Raw genomic sequence first — 18,726 nt, 5'->3', positions numbered from 1 at the left:
CAAATATCTGTAAAAAAGTAAGAAGCTACAGTCAGCAACCGCAGCTTTCTAGTCCATTTTTCTATCACTCTTCTTCAGCGCTTGTTTCTATTTCATCATTTGGAAACAGATCCATAACTTTTTCTACAATTTTTTCTTGAGTATAGATTGTAGTAGATAAGGCGTTAAAATCCGTCAACGCCAAGTTTTTACTAGCGACTTCGTCCGCTGTAATATTATGCCAAATCGGTAATATGATATTCTGTCCACCTGATCTTGAATGGCGTTGTAACAAGGATTTTAATTCATATGTTGCCCAATATTTTTCTAAATAAGTTGGAGTTAGTAAGATAATTCCGTATTTAACTGTTTTCAAATGATTATTAATGAAATCAATTATACTTTCTCCCCAATCTAAATCATTTTTATCAAAAACCACATCAATTCCATTGTCTATCATCATTTGCACAAGTGGGTCAGCATAGTCACTATCTTCATGTGCGTAAGAAAAAAATATATCATGTTCATAACTTTTATTATTACCTGAAACTCCATTCATAAATGACCCTTCAACTTGCTGAACAATCTCTTCAAGCTGTTTCTGATTTTCTCTTTGAAGGCGATTTAGTGCTTTTTTGTCCTTCTTGGCTCTTTCTTTCATTAAATCTTTTCTAGTATTATTTATTTTCACCGTATTAGCCGAAATTTTTTTCTGTATATCTACCTGTTTCTTCTTTGCATCAGCTATTTTTTTATTTTCTGATTCTATTTTTCTACTATACATATTTATTTGCGAAGTCGATTTAGCCTTTTGTAACCTAGAACTAAACTGCCCCAGACTTTTAACTGCATCACTTTCTTTTTTGAGTGCTGAAAGCAAATCTTTATTTAATTTTTCTGCATCTTTCATATACTCTCTTTCTCTTGACTCTAAAGAAGACACACTCATAACCTGACCTCCACTTTCCTATATTCAAATTTATTTATCTACAATATTCTACTTACAAAAATACTTTACACTAAAATTGTATCACATTTTTATAATTCCATAGTTTAACTTTTAATTAGATTAGAAAACATTTTTCTCGATATTTATATAAAAATGGATTGTCTTTTTATTTAGTATTTATTGAATAACTACTTCAATACTCCCTCTTCAACATATTGTATGTCATTTCCGCAATCTTCCCATCTTCTACTTGTGCCACTAATAGGACGTGGACGGTGGAGCCGTTTTGCTGGCATTCCAGTAAGACAGCAGCCTCTTCTTCATCATTTTGAAAAATGGAGACGATTTTTCCGGAACTTTCTAACATGATTCCTGTTTCAACATCGATTCCGTTTAGTTGGATACATTCTTCTGTCATCAGTTCTTTTAATTTTCGGTTGCGGTGATCAATATTTGAAAAATTGGCATAGGCTTCTCCATAGGCAGTCAACAGCTTCAAATTATCTACTACTATATCCTCTTTGTCTGAACTAGTTGATTCTGTTTCTTTTTTTGATTCCGTGGTGACTGTCGTTTCTTTAGAACTAGCTTCTTGTTTTTTAGTGTTTCCTGTTTCTACGCTCTGCATGGACTTCGATTCTTCTACAGTCGAAGTCGTTTCTTGTTGTGTTGTCCCACATGCAGACAAAAATACTGGTAATAAAATGATCATTGATAACATTACTTTTCGTCTCATTTTTTCTTCCTTTCTATTTTTTTCTAACAATACTCGTAACTTTTGTAAACTCTTTTCCCCATTGACGATTGTATTTCGCACAAATTTGCCCTTGTTCCGCATTTTGTTCATAAGTGGTAAATTTTCCATCTTTCTCTACGCTAGTTATAATGCCAGTGTGTCCGTATATTCCCGGTGACAATGCCTCACCACCCGGCCAATTGATTACGTCCCCTGCTTTTATATCAGAAGCTTTCGGATTAAAAATCACTTCCCAACCATATTTTTTCCAATCGTAGTCACTACCAATAGCCCCTGCAAACATATGTCCTGAACCCATCATTTGTGGCCCACCTAACTTTTCAACGTAATATGCCGTTAACCCATAACATTGTCCACCGTTGATTGTTTGTCCCATCACTGCTTCTAAAACATCAATCTTTCCGCCACCGATATTGGAACCATTTCCCATTGATCCTGTGCTCAATCGTTTATACCAATTGTTAGCACTAGTCTTTCTTTTGGTTTGTTCAATTGGATCATCTTTTGTGCCTGCACGTTCCCAATGTTTCAAAATATCAACGGCTAAGGTATTTACGTCCGTACCCTTTGACATTTTTTTCAATAATTCACTATCAGAGCCATCATGGTTCCAAGCAAAGTCCATTTGAACTGCTGTAAGTTTCCAATCCTTTTTACCCTCTTTAGCAAAATTCAACAGATCAACACGCCTGCTTGAATCCCATTGACCCAACCCCATTGCATAACCTCCAATCGAAGGATTAAACGCTGTTGTTTCGTTAAACGGTAGATCCGATTGAATACGTGAAGGAATCAAGCCACTTTCATGTTCCATGTTTCCAAGCCACGCAGCCGCAAATTGTTGTGTGCCACCATTCGCCTGTACAAAATTTGCAACATCAAGCGCAACTTGTTCCTGTGGTGTTTCAGGATCAAAATGAGAAGAATCACCATCAGCCTCAGAAGAAAAAACACCTAAAAACAAAATAAATGGTAATAAAAAGAAGACACTACACGCCAACATAAAATAAATTACTTTTTTCATGACACACCTCACTTTTTTTCAAATAAAAAAAGACTGGTAAAATTACCAGCCTTCCGCAAAATCAATACGTTCTTCTTCAAATGTTGAACCGAAAAATTCTTCTTCTGTTGCTTCTAAATTCCTAAAATTTTCTTCCGAATGATAAAAAGAAAGCACATTATTTAAAGAATTTTCCGTATTTCCTACAATCAATTCTTGATCCGATTCACCATCAAAATAAGCACGTTCGTCTCTTTCAAATTGTAACTCATCAAAATTATCTACAACTACATTCATACTATTTTCAGCCACATCATTACTAATCGGTTCAGAAGATTCAATATTCTCACGCTCAATTGATTCCATTTCTGATTTTTCACTTGGTTCTAACTCAATCGAATAATCTTCATTGTTTTGTTCTTCTAATTGATCCAACTCAGGAACATCTAACATATCTGCTTCAATTTCTAATTCAGAAGGTAACGAAGCTTCATCATATATTCCTAAATCAGGTTCATTCATTTCGCCCTCACTATCAAGCGTTTCTATATCTGCTTCAAGCAAATCATCATCTTGATTTTCTTCACTTACAAAGTTGTCGTTTGGTGTTTCGACTTCTGACACACCTTCTGGTACATCTTCTGTTTCAACAATATCCTCTGTTTCGATTGGCAAATCCCCTTCTCCTTCTGTTCGTTTTTTAAACAAAGAAGATAAACTCTGACCTAATTCGGACGTGCCATTCCCATAAGCAAAATATTCCCGACTCAAATTCAGCGCTTTATCATTTTGGGGTAATAGATTTGAAGCGCCTTCTAGCGCTAATGGAATGTTTCCAGTATAGACTCCTAAGCCAACCTTTCCTGCATTTACGCCCAATTCAGCAGTTTCTTGCACTTTTTCTGTTACCTTGCTTTCAAAAACAGGTTCCTCGATTTGACCATCAGAAAAATAAGTCAAGATTCTATAACGATTTTTCCAGAGTTTTCGTAAGAAAATAAATTTCACAATAATCATCACTAGCATCGTTCCGAGTAGAATGATCTCTCCACTTAAAACCATTAGTAAACTATCGCTAATCTCATCCACCATTCCTAAAAATGCTTGATCAATCAATTTATTTACCCAAAAAAGCACAGACAGAAATACACCAAAAATAATCGGTAAGAATAAAATTCCAATCAATGCTTTGAAAAACTTGAACATCACCATTTGGCACTTTGGAAAGAACGAAAACAAAACAATAATTGGAAAGATTAAAATTAACAAATTAACAATGATTTGAATGATCGTTAACATCACGTTTATATACGTCACAGGAAAAGATAGGATACCTAAGTTAACAATCCCTACCCAAACGGCAAAAGCCTTTTCCATTATCTTATTTGCGTTTTGTTCAAAATATGGATTTTCTTTTTCTAACCCTTCTATATATTTGGTTCTAGCTTTTATAAACTCTTCTTTTTCGTCATCGCTTAATTTAGGCTTTTCTAATAGTTTGCTATAATTTAACTTCTCACCATTTTTCATTTTTCCGTCCAGTGAACCACTGTTCACATAATTAAACGTTTGTTTTACAGTAGCATCGAATAATGGACTTTGATAAACTCCATTCGCATCTGTAGAACCTTCATCTTTCCCATAGTTTGTTCCTGAAATGAAGTTTTTCTGTACGTCTTTCGTAAACTCATTCACAGACTTAATTAAAAATGTAGACGTATTATAACTTGTTGGTACGCCATTTTGACCTGTTGTTGAAACTTGACCAAACCAAGCAAAGAATATTGCTACGACTAACAGATATTGTAAAAGTGTTTTTGAAAAATTTCTTGAACTAAAAAAGAACATATAGAGCAAGTAAAAAGAACTAACAATCACTGCTAGTCCCAGTAAGGTACCTCCACCTATATTCTTTCCCCCGAAATTATTCAAAATACTAACCGACATACTGTAAGACGAAGTTTGTTGGTCAATGAAGAAATCGGAACTGTTTAACGCATCTTCACAAAAAAGAAAAAATGAAGCAAACAATTTTAAAACAAAAAATGGAATGTCTACAAAAAACCAATTGACAACTTGCCACCCTTTATCTAACAAACCACCGCCTACTGTGTAAGCATTATAGCTATCAATTAAATACTGCATATCATAAGCCCCTTCCTACGCTGAAAAACGATTTTCCATAACCGAGGCTTCCGTATCATCAACTGTTTTAAATAGTTCTAACCATTCCTCAAAAATGACATGAACAACCACACGATTAACTTGCCCAAACATATCTTTAAGCAAGCACTGCCCTTGCACCATGTTTGATACCCATTTCATATTTTGGTCGTTTACTGGTAAGTTTAAATGGTGTAAAATGCCTTCTCTGTTTTGTACTTCATCAAAGCAAACAACTGTACCAAATCCCATGCCATCATCTTTATCATCTAAATCATTCACTGATTGTGTAATGAGTACCAAGAAATTATTAAACGAACGACCAATCCGTTTCATTGATTTTAAAATTGCTTTTCCTTCAGGTGAAGATTGGAAAATCCAACTCTCATCAAAAAATGTAACAGTTTCTTCTTTTGGATTTCTTGAACCAAATTTTGAACAAAATGTCCCTAACGCAAACATCAACGTCACAGATAATCGTTTATTTTCATCTAATTGTTCATCTTTATCCGTTGGCAAATCTAAATCTTCAATTTCTAAAATCGTTATTTTCTTCTCAAAAGATAGTCCTTCCACTTCACCATGAGAAAAAGCTAATTCTAAAATTGATCCTTTGACCGTTGAAAGTAAGAAACGTCCCATATCTTTAACATCGGGAATTTCACTTTCTGCCAAACGCTCGATCACATGCCAAAAACCAACTTGTTTTCCTAATTTCCGCTCAGAAACAACACTCGCAGTAGTTTCGTTAATTTCTGTTTTTTGTTTTAGATTCCATGTCCCTTCATAAATATTCGTCAACATAGCTTTCGCTGTTGCAATCGCTTCTGTTTCATCAAATAAAACGATTGGATCAAGTACACCACGATTTTTTTGATCGCGAACATCTAATGTTACAAAGTTAAATGATCGTACAAAATCAACATCTAATGGATATTTTTTTTGATAAGCTTTATTATTGATTGCCCGCATAAATTGACGACGCATTTCTTTTTTAGGGTCAATATACAAGACTTTATCTTTTAAAGTAGCACATTCCATAAATAACTTCTTAGCTGTCACAGACTTCCCATTTCCTGTATCGCCTGTCAGTGCCCAATGTGGATTGTTTGTTTTCTTTCCTTTCACATCTTGCTTGTTTCCTAAAAACATATTCATAAAGATTAAATTTTTGGAATTTAAAATAATACTATTTCGATCTTCTTTTTCTTCAAGTGTCGTATCCACACGACCAAAGTAATACCCTAAATTGGTGCCAGCTTTCAGTGACGTAAAAAAGTTTAACTCACCCAGTGCTTCAACAGTACTGGTATGTTGCCATTTAGCGTTTTTCATACGCATAAAATTACCATACAGCGTTGATTGGAAGAGATACGGGTTATCAAATGTTGCTTTTAATAATGGAATCCCTAGACTTCCAAGACGGTTAATTAGGTACTTCTTGCGAGCACGCATTTGTTTTTTCGTATTCCCACTAACAACTATTACTGTTTTCCAATCAATAATATCCACGTTATCATCTATTTTTTGATCTAAATCATCTAAAGATAATTGTCCTTCAACGATTTTTCGTTTCTGTTTAGAGCCTGCCAAATGTGCTTCCTGCATGATATTTTTCGTTCGAGTACGTGCTCGAGAAGAACGCCCAGAAAGTGCTAATTGTCCCTTACTTTCCGCAAAAGTTGCCTGTACCTTCACTTCTACTGGAAAAGGCATCTTTTGAGTAATTTCTAATAAATGGTTGCCATCAAGAAAGACGCCCATATCTCCTATAGGCAAATAAGAAACATAGCTTTCGCCATACTCACAATTAAAACGTAAACCACCAGAAAACAGCGGTTTAATTTTTGTTGCCATCAAATTTTCCAAATTTTGACTTGAAAGAATATCTTTTCGTTCATGGGAAATATTTTTCAAAAATTGGTAAGATTGGTAATAATACAATTCATCTTCTGTTAAACGCTCAACTAGTAGCTCTGATAAGTTTTGGTACACTTCTTGTTCCTGATCGTGGTAACTCTTTTCCCAATCTTCATCAAGTGCAATATCAAAACCAACTCCCTTTACTACTTTCTCAGAAACATGGTCGATTGCTTTGGTGAAACTTTCTTTCAGCTCTACAGCAGTATCTTTTTTCAGCAATGGAACACCTATAATCCATGTATACTCGTAAACCATACCCATTTCATTCTCTAAGACAACAGAAGTTTTTTTCAATTTATCCACGCCAACGGCATAATTTTCTTGGTCAATTAACGAACGCATTGCACCCATTTTTCCTCGAATATCAGCATTGACAGGCAGTAAATCAATTTCAAAGCCACCATTTTGTTTTAACCTTTTCAATGCACGAGCTACTTTTTTCTTTGTCTTTTGTTTCTTTTCTGTATCAGTTAAAGTTACTGTTTCAGAACGAATACGATAGTACGCAATCGCAGTTTTTTCTTGCGTTAATACTATATTTTTTTTACTTTGTTCAATCAATGGATATTCTAGTTGCATTTCTTTCCTCCTCTTTTCATTATCGTTGAAATGAAAATTCTTCTATTTCGTTTACACGTTCAAAAGCCACGATTGGACGATTATCTAAAACAATTTGCTTCACATAAGCAAGAAAATCTTTTATAAAGCTAAAAGCATTTTTTCCATCAAATTCAGTTTCAGAAAAAAAGCGTGCCAATTTATTAGGCAGATAAAGCATAAGTAAAAAATTTAAGTTCACGCCAAAAATTGTTGGCAATTGAACTGTTTTCCAGAATACCGCTACCATAATCACTCCAAAAATAAGCATAAGTATGTATGGTAAGCTGACTGGCTGGGCAAATACCCAAACAATTTTTCCCTTTGGTGACTTAATTACTTGCACAGAATAAGGGGCTTTTAAGCCCCTCGAATAATCATAATATTTCATATTTACACCCCTACATGCTAATTCCAAATAAATTCAATACCCATTTAACAAGCGTAAAAATGTTTTTCCCTTGATTCATTGCAAAATCATTCAAAATCAAAGCAATCAAAATAACTGACCCAATTTTCAACCACTCTGCACCTTTCCAATGCTTCAAAATTAAAACAATGACACCAAACGCTAAAATGGTAATAAAACCTGATTTTAAAAAACTATCTAAATTTGCTGTATTCATAAGCTAACTCCCTGCCTTTTCGGTAAAATAATGTTTAAATGTATTCACAAAGTAAGAATTTTCGGTTTTTGAAATCCAAAGAGAAAAATCTTCCGTGTGTTTTAAATTCGTTTCGATATTTGCGAATGTAACTGATACTTGAACGCCACGAACACCTTCTTCTTTTACTTCAAAATATTTAATTTCATTTGTATCAAAAGAAACAAACTTATCTGCTCCAGTCGCTTTTTCTGGTTCTTTCATCAACAACATTAACTCTTCTTTTTTACCATTCGCATATTTTTCAAAGAACATCTTTAAAAATTTCTCAATGGATTGTTTTTCTTTTACTGGAACATCCACTTGTTCTTTTACTGCTTCTAATGCTTCTGTTTTCCCTTGTGGTAAAGTGGTCGCTAAAAAATAAGGACGACTAACAATTGAAAAAAGATTATCTTTTGCTTGTATCGGTAACACCATTTCTTCTTGAACAGTTTTCATTGTTTTCTCTTGTTCTAATTCATAAACAACATTTAAATGAACAAGCTTACTCAGCTCTGTTTCCTCGACTTGAACAACATCTGCTTCTTTAAACTTACGGACAAAATCTTTTGTATGATTCTCTGTTTCATCAACGCTTTTTACATCAAATGATAAATACTTCGATAAGCGATCTAAACGAGCTTTTTTGACATCATCTTCCCATTTCGTATTGTAATTGATATACTCTTTCACAAAATTTTGGGCATAAAAAGAAAGAGCCGATTCATCGAACTCTTTTTTCACAACTTCTTTTTTAGTTGACTGTTGACTGATTGTTTTAACTTCTGCATTTAAGCGAGTAAAATTACTAGCTACTGCATTCGCTCGAATAACACCAATCACAGAAAGAACAAAAAGAATAACTAGACCTGCAAGAACGAACCGATTTGCCTTCTTTTGTGTGATTCTTTTTACAGACGGCGTTTTTTCTTTCTTTTCTTTTTTCTTAATCTTCTTTAAATCCATTTTCTCCTCCTTCAATTAAAGGTAATTTTTTTCAAATGTATTTAAAAACACTATTTTGTTCACTCTTTCTGCATACATTCGATTTGCTACAGTCCCCAAATGAGATTGATAGCTAGCTTTATAAAAACTATAAGAATAACTGTTATACCTTTTTTCGCCTGTTGGCATTCGTTGATAGTAACCTTCTACAATCAAGCTGGTATTTTCTAAGGGATACTCAGCAATAAATTCTTGTTTAAAATAAATTGGGACATCAACGATTCCTTTACTCATCAAAAAGGCTTTCGTTTTTTCAATATGAACAATGTCCTCATCATCAATCGGATTTTCATTTACATTAAATTCATAAATTTTTAGCATTTCTGGTACAGAATACCTAGCATATTTTTTATAAAACTCACTTTTTTCTCGAAAAATGGGCATAATATTTTGATTCATTTCAAAATTCCTCTCTATTTTTAATCTCGTTACGCCATTTTTTGATATTTACGATACTCACAACGATAAATTTCATAAAAAGCTTTTAAAAGGTAATTCAGTCCTTGCTCGACCACATCATACGACTGACTAATTCGCAAAATTTCGTACCCTGCAGGATAATCATCATGTTTGCGAAAATATTGTTGAGCTACTCTCTTTTCATGTTCTAACACTCGATTGTAGTTATCTGGTGAAAATAACTCACTTCTCATTTGTTTCAATAAGCGAATTTGATTGATATGAAGTTGTACAAATTCATATTCAGTCGTTACTTTCGTTACACGAGCAAACACTTTAGATCGTGCTAAAAAATTGCTTTTGACTTCACCTTCCAAAATTGATACATCAGGTGCACGTTTATGATTACGAACAAATTGTTCATAAAACAAAGCAGCCATGCGCTCCTCACAACGCAACAATTCTTCTTCACGTACAGTTAGATTTCTCACTCTATCACCAGTTAACACTAAACGTTTAAAATCTTTCATATAACGAATAACATACTCATTCTTCGTTAATCCTTTGTCTAATTTTCGTAGCAATTCATCACCTTCCTTCAAAAAATCACACAAAAAAAGAGCAAGAATTAGAATTCTTCCCCAATATCTGTCAATTTCCCATCTATAATTTCCCACTCAAACCATTCAGAAAAATCCTGTTTGAAACCACCCACGCTATATTTTTCTTGTAAACGTGCTTCTTCTGCATTTGACGGATCAAGATACGTAGGTTTGTCTTTTGGGCGTGCATAAACACCAATCCATGTAACATAGTCCCCTTCAAAATATCCATCAATAATAAACCTTTTTTTAGTTAGAATATCTCGGACTTTTCGTTGTAACTCACTCGCATTATTGGGAACAAAATTTTTATATCTATCCAGAAAATCTGTAAATTCAGCAACCGTTAATTTAAATTTCTTGATTGCTAAGAAATAATCACTCCAACATAATTTATCTACTGGCTTCATAAATTTCTCATATTCCGGATATAAATAATCACTTCTTTTCATTTCATATTGCCGAATACCAATTTCAGAAGTCCCTATTGCTGTTCGTTTTTTTAAATAAGGAATGGTTAGTTTCCCCTCGCTATCTAATTCTTCAACCTGTTTCATGATTCTATTCAGAGTTGCTGTTGTTTTATCTAGTTTTTCACTAATAAAACCACATTCCCTCGTGATCCTTAAAATAAACTCTCTGCTTACTTCCAATTCTCTTACCTCTCAAATTTAAAATGGATATTCTTCTTCTAACTCAAATTCTTGTCGCATATAATCACGTACTTCATTGTTGCTGTCTGTAGTAAGCAATAGGTCTTTTGCACCAACGCAAACTTGTTCGATCAGTTCCTCATGCTTTTCCTTTAATTCTGCAAAGTCAATTCTTTCCATCAGTTCATTTGTCCCTAAATAGTTATCAATTAACTTAATCATTTTCAGTGAAGGCGCAAGGTAATTCGATAACCACCGCAGTGTTTTCTCAATTGAAGGTTTCTCCCCTTGAACCGAGAGTTTTAAACCTTCCAATTTGTCGATAACGTCATACCATGTTTGACAATAAACTTGCATACCATCTTCAATTTCATAGACTGTTAAAGACGCATTGACGATTTCTTTCACTAGCCAATCTAAGCTCTCACCACTCGAAAGAAAATATTCGACAAACAAAAAAGCCTTCTCATCAGAAAGCCTAATTTCATAACGATTTTTAATTCTGTAACGTTCCCGAGATTCTTCAACTGACATAGATTCTTTTCGAGCAAGTTCAAAATCCTTTTGATAAAAGTTGAAATACAATGGTGATTGACGGCTACCAAAATAAAGTGACAAGCCTTTGTTAACCATCTTTCCACCCTCATAAGCAAACCCACCGTTAAAATCAAAATTTTTAAATGTCGTACTAACTAAACCTTGTTCCATTTTTTCTTTTAACAAGTACAAATCAAAATTCTTTTGTCCGTCAACAATCAGTTCGTCTAATGCAATATCAATACGAGTAATTTTTGTATCAACAATAATGTTTTTACCAAAAATATCATCATCATAGAGTGATCGAAAAAATTCAGTCCAACTCCGATTGTTGTCTTCCTCAAAAATTTCTTCTAATTGACGACAACCTTCACCAGACAAATCCAACATAATACCCATGTTTGTATTTTCTGGGTTTCTAAACAATCGAATTGATCCATATGAAAACGTTTCTGTGTAGTGATAAAAACCTCTGGGTTCATGAGTAAACCATATCATTTCCATGTGAAGCAACTTTTCGATTATCGTTTGAACATCTAAGGTTTTAAAACGAACTCTTAAAAAGTCAATTTTTGCTTCTACAGAAGCAGTCCCACCAGATAAGTGAAGCTCTTCAATAATTTTCTTTTCAAGTTCTTTTGAAATTGTACGTTTACCAGATTCAATCATAGAAATTAAAGATTGTTTAATCTCTAATTTTTTAGCTAATTCTTGTTGCTTAAGTCCTAATTCTTTACGAAATCGTTTCAATTCAATCCCTCGCACCTGTTTAAACCTACCTCCTAAAATATAACAAGTTATCATAAAAAATATAACAAAATACAAATCGCTGAATCCCTTGCGGGACAAGGGAAGTAACCGACTTTTTTTAATGGGTTTGTAATTTCTACCCCCATGTTATAAAACGGGGGTAGATCGCGTGGGGCGGGACAAGCCCACCCCACGCACGACTAGCAACACTTGAAATATACGTCACCACTTACGTTTTACGCATAAAAAGAGGTGTGCGCCTTGTGGCGCCACCTCTTTTCCTGCTACGAAGTTAGTGACAATTTCTAGCGGTCACTAGTCTCCGTACTATTCACCAATTGTTTTTCTTAACTGTAGTACTTGTTTTTTCAAATCAGCAACATCTTGTAATGCTTTTTTAGTTAGCTCAATCAACTTTTTCGTATTTTCTCTATTTTCTTCAAATTCCAATTTAGAAAGAGAAATTTCTACTGCTTTTTGCTTGCCTTCTACAGACATAAAAATAGCACCAATAGCTTTATCTAAAGCAACATTTTCTGATCGCAAATGAACTAATTTTTGAAATTGTTCTAGTTGATTCGCATCAAAAACTTTATAGCTATAATTTCGCCCATTTTTATTTTTAGCGTATCGACGTTGAAATTTTGTATCTGTATTTTTTTCAATTTTAATACACCACGATTTCAACGTTTTCAAAGAAATCGCATGATCTAATGCTAACAAAACATCATCAAATCCATACATTTAAACACCTCTTTTTCAACATTTGCATTGTAAGGTAGACAACTCAACTATTAAATTTGTTACTCAATTCATCAAGAAGTTCTGTTTCGGCGCCCAAGTCATTGTCGATTTCTACCAGAGCTTCTTTTTCTTTCTCTAAATGTTCAGAAATTTTATTTGATAATTCTACTTTTAATTCATTTGAAACTGATCCACAACCTAACTTTTTACCTATATTGATAAACTCATCAATAAAATTAAAATTATCGCGTACTAGTGGACTAAAAAATTCACGAGCAATCTCTCCCCCACGAGCAACATAACCACGTCCATAAACTTTCAATCCATTGATTTTCTCAACAAACTTGAACTTTTTATTTTTGTTTTCATCACCAAAAATCATAAATAAACCTGTTTCTGATAAACGTCCCACACTCAAACGAAACATAAATTGATCACGTAGAGCTGTTTTAATAAATTCACCATCAGGACGTTGCATTGCAACTATCATAAATATTCCACACTGACGGCCCTTCAATATTAACTGAGACAAATACTCATCAAATTCGCCCTCTGTTCCATAATCACTTGCCAGCTCTGCTTTAAAAGCAGCCAATTCATCAATGATGATAAACTTAGGTTTCAAACCATAAAAAGCATAATTCTTCCCCATTGTGTACTTAGGACTATTATTCATCATTTCAAAACGACTGTTCATTAACTCAACACCGTTTTTTAAACAAGACACAATATTTTCTTTACCAGTATGCACTTTACCCGAAAATAAAGGAAGTTTACCTAACGCCATCAAATCGCTATTCTTTGGATCACAAATTTCAATATCTGCCACCCCACACAGCGCATAAATTAGAGACAGTAAAGTGAACGTCTTGCCCCCACCGGTTCCGCCACCTAACAATAAATGTGGGTCTTTATCAAAATGCCAATACAAACCTTTCATCAACTGTACTTTGCCCTTATCGGCTTTCATATCAGTAATTGAAATACGTTTGTCGTAGACATCAACAACTAATTCATAAATAATGAAACCTTTCTCATCAACTGTAGCAATATTATCTGCATGAAAAGCCGTTTCTAAAAAGCCACCAATTGATTCAAATTTTTCCTGAAATCTATTTCCAGAAGTTTCAAACGAAACGAAGATACTCTCTTTTGACGATTTGTAATAGACTTTCGGAAATTTGATTTTTTCCTTCATCTTGCCATCATTTGTCTTAACGTGTTTCTTCGTATAGTAATTGTTATCAATCAACATACGAGCTAACACTTGTCGCTGTTCCATCCTCGAAAAATATCCAGATCGAATAATTGAGGTTTTTATCAGTAAGTTTATTAGCACTAGCGATCCAAACAAGCCACCTAAAATGATTAGCACTGGTATCACATATGCTTGCCACTCCTTCACACTTTCTGTCACTAAGGGATAGATTTGTTCATATGCAACAAAGTAGCTCAAAACTGCTACTACGGGAGCAATCAACAGCAATCTATATAGATTTAATAAATTTCTACTCGAATAACGAATACGCCGACCACGATACCTAAACAATTTTTTTATCATTCCCTTAAACCCCGCACATAAAGTTCAAGCATTGAATAATAGATTTTAATAAAATCATTCGCTCACTCCTAACAAAAAAGCGATAAGTTCATAGAGCCACTTATCACTCTGTTATTGATTATTTTTTTGTAATTCTCCCAATTTTTGCTGGCAAAATTCTGCGTAAACAGGAATAAACACTGTTGCAAATTCAAAAACAGTTTTCTTACTTACATTGCTATAAGCATGTGCAAACAAATTACGAATATACCTTAACCTTCGCCAGTCTACTTCACCATTATTTTTTTCTTTAAATTCTACTGATAATTTATTGGCTAATTCGCCAACTTGCATTAGCGACATGCTGACTGCATGAAAAAACACTCGATCGTTCGCAAAAACTTCGTAGTTTCTACCAAAACGATTGAGTGCTGATTTTATATCTTCACAATATATGAGCGTACCTTTCAATGTACGCAAGTCTTTGCTATCATTTTCTCTCAAATATTTTTACTCTCTCCTTCAAAATTCTTTCAAAAAATTCTTTTTGATAGCTTGTCTGACCTGATTCTAAAAATGCTTCAATTTCGACTAAATCAATCTCATGTTCAACAGCTTCTTTGAGATCATCAAAAAAATCGCTATAGACTAACCAACGATTTTCTTCCGAAAGTCCCTTCGTACTCACTAAAAAATCAATGTCGCTTTGCTTATCTGCTTCATTTCTTGCATATGATCCAAAAATATAAACAATTGGTATGTCATATTTTTCCGCAACAGGCTTCACACGATCTTCAATTTCTTTAACTGTCAAAATCATTTTAAAGCACCCTTTCCTCAGTATTTTAAGTCATTATAAGCTACAAAAGAACAACAATCAATTTTTCTAATTTACAACTTTTGCACGAACCATATAGCGCCCTGCTGTTCCGTCAACAGAACTATCACAAGTAATCAAAGTTAAAATCCCTTCACCTTGTGAGTCCAAAATGACCTCACCATCATGTTTTGTAATATGCTTTACCTCTGTAATAGTGTAGTAAGCCATATCGGAGTAATAAGTAACGTAGATACCACTACCAACTTTTACATTTTTGATTCCACCAAACAACAAACCTGCATCAGTCATGTAATGACCTGCTAACGCAAAATTACCTCTACCAAGTTGCTGATTTGCTTTCATCGTTCCTGCACCGACAGATAAATTTTCTTGACTGACACCTTCTAAAATAGGTAAAAACATGCCAATATTAACAATTTCAATTCGTCCCACGCCGAAAGAAGAAATAATCTTTTCTGGATTGACTTTCTTCATGTCTTCTAACGTAAGAGCTTTGACATTTTTTCCGCTATAATCGACTTTTTTTCGATCAATAGTCAAACTATTATTTATACTGTTTTTAGTAACTGGATCTGCTATTTCAATCGTATTTTCTTTGCTATTGTTGGCTATACTTTTTTCTTTCTTTTTCATTTCATCAAAAGCTTTTGATTGAACCGTTTTTGTCATTTTATCAAAGTGATCTTGTTGATAATTTGAAAAAGCATAGAAACTTAGTCCACCAATTGTAATCAATAAACAGATACTCACTATTAGCACAGAAACAATTGATCGACGTTTCTTTTTGTTTTCCTCTGCCTTCATCACAACCTCCAGATTTCATAAAAATAGGAGTATCAAGAAACAATACTCCTTCAAAATTATTTATTGACACTATTTTTACGTTTGAAGACATAATAAACAGAACCTGCCACAGCAGAAATACCTGCTACAATCAAGCCAATCAACGCTTTGTTTTGATAATTTTCTGAACCAGTTTGGATAATTTCTTTTGGCACTTTATCAATTTTCACCGTCTGATTTTTATCGTTAATATCTGCATGGCTAACTACTTCTTTGTCATCTAATGTAATAGTTTCAAATACAACAAGTTCCTTATCATCTAAACCAGAAGTATGGAATGTAAACTCTACATTTACTTTTCCATTAGGTTTTTCAGTCGTAAACTTAGCAGAACTTGTGACCTCTTTACCATCTACTAGCAATGGTTTATTGGTTGCTTTATCCATCAATTTTCCTGTGACAGTATATTCTTTACCAACAATCAAGCCTTCGTAAGCAACTTCATCAACAACTGTTACTTGTTTTTCAGTTGCTAATGTTTTGTCGTTATCGGCTTTATCTGTCGCAGTCGTGCCGATTTTTGGTGTCTTTTTGTCAACTTGGACGGTTTGCCCTTTGTCCTTAATATCTGCATGGATTGCGACTTCTTTGTCACCCAATTTTAGATTTTCAAATACAACTAATTCCTGTGAATTTAAACCAGAAGTGTGAAATTTAAAGTCAACGTTAATTTTGCCATTAGGTGTTTTCGCAATGAACTTCTCTGATCCAGTCACTTCTTTTTTATTGATAAGCAATGGTTTGTTAGTCGCTTTATCCATCAATTTTCCTGTGACAGTATATTCTTTGCCAACAATTAGACCTTGATAAGCCACTTCATCAGTAACAACTACTTCTTTGTCTGTAGAAAGAATTTTATCTTTGTCGGTTTTATCAGTAGCCACCGTACCAACTTTTGGTGTTTTTTTGCCAACTCTTACCGTTTGACCTTCATCTTTGATATCCGTATGGGTTGCAATTACTTTGCTTCCCAAATAAAGATTTTCAAATACAACAAGTTCTTTATCATCTAACCCTGTAGTATTAAATGTAAACTCTACATTTTGTTGACCTGTAGCACTTTTCGCAGTGAATTTAGCAGAACTTGTAATTTCTTTTCCATCAACCAACAACGGTTCGCCTGTCGTTTTATCCATTAAACTACCTTCGACTTTGTACTCTTTACCTACCACTAAACCTTTATAAGAAATAACGTCTACAATCGTTACTTCCTTATCTGGCGCAAGGATTTTATCATTGCCATCTTTGTCAGTCGCAGTGGTTCCGATTTCTGGTGTTTTTGTTCCAACCTTGACTGTTTGCCCTGCATCGTTAATATCTGCATGACTAGCGACTTCTTTGTTGTCTGCTGTCATACTTTCAAAAGCAACTAATTCTTTTGCATCTAAGCCTGCAGTATTAAATTTGAACTCAACGGACACTTTGCCATTTGGTTTTTCCGCAACAAATTTAGCTGACGCTTTGACTTCTTTTCCATCAACTAGCAATGCTTTTCCTGTCGTTTTATCCATTAAAGTACCTGAAACCGTGTATTCTTTGCCAACGATCAGATTTTGATAAGAAACTTCATCAACCACTGTCGCAGTTGTATCTGGAGCTAAAGTTTTATCATTATCTGCTTTATCAGTTGCCGTTGTTCCGATCACAATATCTTTCAACTTCCAATTGATTTTCTGTTCATTTGTTTTATGTTCATCGTTCACACTAATCAAAGAGTTGGCAGGCTGAACAGCAGAAACACCACCATATTTAAAGACATGGACGGTTTTCACATCACCTTGTGAAATAATCTTTAGCTCCCCTGAAGGCGTTCCTTTTTTCACTTGAATGGTGATTTCTTGATTGAGTGGTAAATTATCTTTTGATAGAACTTTTCCGGCTCTATCAATAATACGCATGCCCTCAATGCTTTTATCAAAACTTACACTCGCTTTCCCATCAGTTTTACTCGCTTCTGTTTTGAATTTATAATTATAGTAAATATCATCTTCGGACTCATTGACTTTTTTCAAATCATACGTGGTATCTGTTGACGTTTTGCCATTCCACACATGATCCCAAATTTTGTTGAAAGCTTGTTGCACGCGAGCCGTTTCTTCTGGCATGCGCTCTGGTGTTGACCAAATAATTTCAGAAGCTTTAAAGTTCCCAGACAAAATCCACGAAACCAACTGCGTAGCATAACGAGCTTCTTGGATATTTGCAACTGGTAAACCATTCAAGTCCCCTTTTGTACGGTAACCTGCTTCATACATACGATAGAACTCATCACCTAACTTACCTTCTAAAGTTAACTTATGCCCATTAGGAGCTGGTTTTTCTGAATCCATACAGTACGCTTCTGTTCCATTTTTATCTACAAAATCGTGCGTAATCATATAGTCAACATTTCCATTAGGACGTTGTACTCGAATATAGCCTTTGATCTCACCGCCCACCAACTCATATTCCATTTCTTTTGGCACAGTATAAGTGACCGAAGCTTTTTCTTTTCCACTACTTTCTGCATCAGCAAAACTACTGCCAATTCCTGCACCTAAACCACCTAAGCTCAATAATAATGCCGAATATAAAAATACTTTTTTGTGACTCATTTTCTTCCTCTTTTCATATTTTATTTATCATTCCTCGTTACCATTATTTAGAACATGTCGCTTACATCATGTGTATCTATCCTCTTTTCGGACAAAAGAAAAAGGAACTCACAAAAATGAGTTCCTTAGAATCTATGTTATATCGTTTTTGAACAAAAAGAAGTTGGGACAAATGTATTTAAAATAGGTTTTAACTTGGG

Annotated in this window: 18 protein-coding genes; all 18 read right to left on the bottom strand. The window is 34.2% G+C overall.

Translation table 11 applies throughout. From position 1 onward, the window contains the following. Positions 1-64: 64 nt before the first annotated feature. Entirely contained in the window at positions 65-928 is an 864-nt protein-coding gene (locus tag IGJ76_RS05195) for a TIR domain-containing protein (protein ID WP_311798130.1), read from the bottom strand. Positions 929-1,121: 193 nt separating this feature from the next. Then, a complete protein-coding gene (locus IGJ76_RS05190; protein WP_311798129.1) occupies positions 1,122-1,664 on the bottom strand; it encodes an EF0163 family protein in 543 nt (180 codons plus the stop codon). Between the two features lie 13 nt (positions 1,665-1,677). Next, positions 1,678-2,709 carry a phage tail tip lysozyme gene (locus tag IGJ76_RS05185; protein WP_430596792.1) on the bottom strand — a complete coding sequence of 344 codons (1,032 nt, stop codon included), beginning with the start codon at positions 2,707-2,709 and terminating at the stop codon, positions 1,678-1,680. A gap of 42 nt (positions 2,710-2,751) precedes the next feature. Then, on the bottom strand, positions 2,752-4,833 hold the full coding sequence (locus tag IGJ76_RS05180) for a hypothetical protein (RefSeq protein ID WP_430596791.1): 2,082 nt from the start codon (positions 4,831-4,833) through the stop codon (positions 2,752-2,754). Between the two features lie 15 nt (positions 4,834-4,848). Next, positions 4,849-7,353: an ATP-binding protein gene (locus IGJ76_RS05175; RefSeq protein WP_430596790.1), complete on the bottom strand. Its 2,505-nt coding sequence runs from the start codon at positions 7,351-7,353 to the stop codon at positions 4,849-4,851. 19 nt (positions 7,354-7,372) lie between these two features. Beyond that, the gene (locus tag IGJ76_RS05170) at positions 7,373-7,762 is read right to left on the bottom strand and encodes a conjugal transfer protein (RefSeq protein WP_430596789.1); all 390 of its coding nucleotides are present in this window, start codon (positions 7,760-7,762) and stop codon (positions 7,373-7,375) included. Between the two features lie 10 nt (positions 7,763-7,772). Further along, complete coding sequence (locus IGJ76_RS05165) at positions 7,773-7,997, bottom strand: hypothetical protein (protein WP_075491379.1); 225 nt, start codon at positions 7,995-7,997, stop codon at positions 7,773-7,775. A 3-nt stretch (positions 7,998-8,000) separates the two neighbouring features. Further along, the gene (locus IGJ76_RS05160; RefSeq protein ID WP_430596788.1) at positions 8,001-8,984 is read right to left on the bottom strand and encodes a conjugal transfer protein; all 984 of its coding nucleotides are present in this window, start codon (positions 8,982-8,984) and stop codon (positions 8,001-8,003) included. Positions 8,985-8,999: 15 nt separating this feature from the next. Beyond that, positions 9,000-9,422 (bottom strand): hypothetical protein, encoded by a 423-nt coding sequence (locus IGJ76_RS05155; RefSeq protein ID WP_430596787.1) that lies wholly within the window; start codon positions 9,420-9,422, stop codon positions 9,000-9,002. Positions 9,423-9,451: 29 nt separating this feature from the next. Beyond that, positions 9,452-10,006, bottom strand: a complete 555-nt coding sequence (locus IGJ76_RS05150; RefSeq protein ID WP_430596786.1) for a hypothetical protein — start codon at positions 10,004-10,006, stop codon at positions 9,452-9,454. Positions 10,007-10,050: 44 nt separating this feature from the next. Beyond that, complete coding sequence (locus IGJ76_RS05145; protein WP_430596785.1) at positions 10,051-10,677, bottom strand: Phi-29-like late activator; 627 nt, start codon at positions 10,675-10,677, stop codon at positions 10,051-10,053. Positions 10,678-10,695: 18 nt separating this feature from the next. Then, positions 10,696-11,979, bottom strand: a complete 1,284-nt coding sequence (locus tag IGJ76_RS05140) for a replication initiation factor domain-containing protein (protein ID WP_430596784.1) — start codon at positions 11,977-11,979, stop codon at positions 10,696-10,698. Positions 11,980-12,291: 312 nt separating this feature from the next. After that, a complete protein-coding gene (locus IGJ76_RS05135; protein ID WP_270660364.1) occupies positions 12,292-12,708 on the bottom strand; it encodes a hypothetical protein in 417 nt (138 codons plus the stop codon). A 43-nt stretch (positions 12,709-12,751) separates the two neighbouring features. Beyond that, positions 12,752-14,269 carry a cell division protein FtsK gene (locus IGJ76_RS05130; RefSeq protein ID WP_430596783.1) on the bottom strand — a complete coding sequence of 506 codons (1,518 nt, stop codon included), beginning with the start codon at positions 14,267-14,269 and terminating at the stop codon, positions 12,752-12,754. Positions 14,270-14,380: 111 nt separating this feature from the next. Continuing rightward, positions 14,381-14,752: a HepT-like ribonuclease domain-containing protein gene (locus IGJ76_RS05125; protein WP_075491387.1), complete on the bottom strand. Its 372-nt coding sequence runs from the start codon at positions 14,750-14,752 to the stop codon at positions 14,381-14,383. Continuing rightward, positions 14,739-15,068, bottom strand: coding sequence for a nucleotidyltransferase family protein (locus tag IGJ76_RS05120; RefSeq protein ID WP_430596782.1), 330 nt, complete (start codon positions 15,066-15,068; stop codon positions 14,739-14,741). The genes IGJ76_RS05125 and IGJ76_RS05120 overlap by 14 nt, the downstream gene beginning before the upstream one ends. Positions 15,069-15,134: 66 nt before the next feature. Further along, a complete protein-coding gene (locus IGJ76_RS05115) occupies positions 15,135-15,893 on the bottom strand; it encodes a class A sortase (RefSeq protein WP_430596781.1) in 759 nt (252 codons plus the stop codon). A 56-nt stretch (positions 15,894-15,949) separates the two neighbouring features. Continuing rightward, entirely contained in the window at positions 15,950-18,526 is a 2,577-nt protein-coding gene (locus IGJ76_RS05110; protein WP_430596780.1) for a VaFE repeat-containing surface-anchored protein, read from the bottom strand. Positions 18,527-18,726 lie beyond the last annotated feature (200 nt).

The sequence above is a fragment of the Enterococcus sp. DIV0175 genome, from assembly GCF_050529075.1.
Taxonomy (GTDB): domain Bacteria; phylum Bacillota; class Bacilli; order Lactobacillales; family Enterococcaceae; genus Enterococcus_B; species Enterococcus_B thailandicus.
Note: the sequence above shows the minus strand (reverse complement) of the source record. Positions and strands in the feature narration are given on the sequence as shown.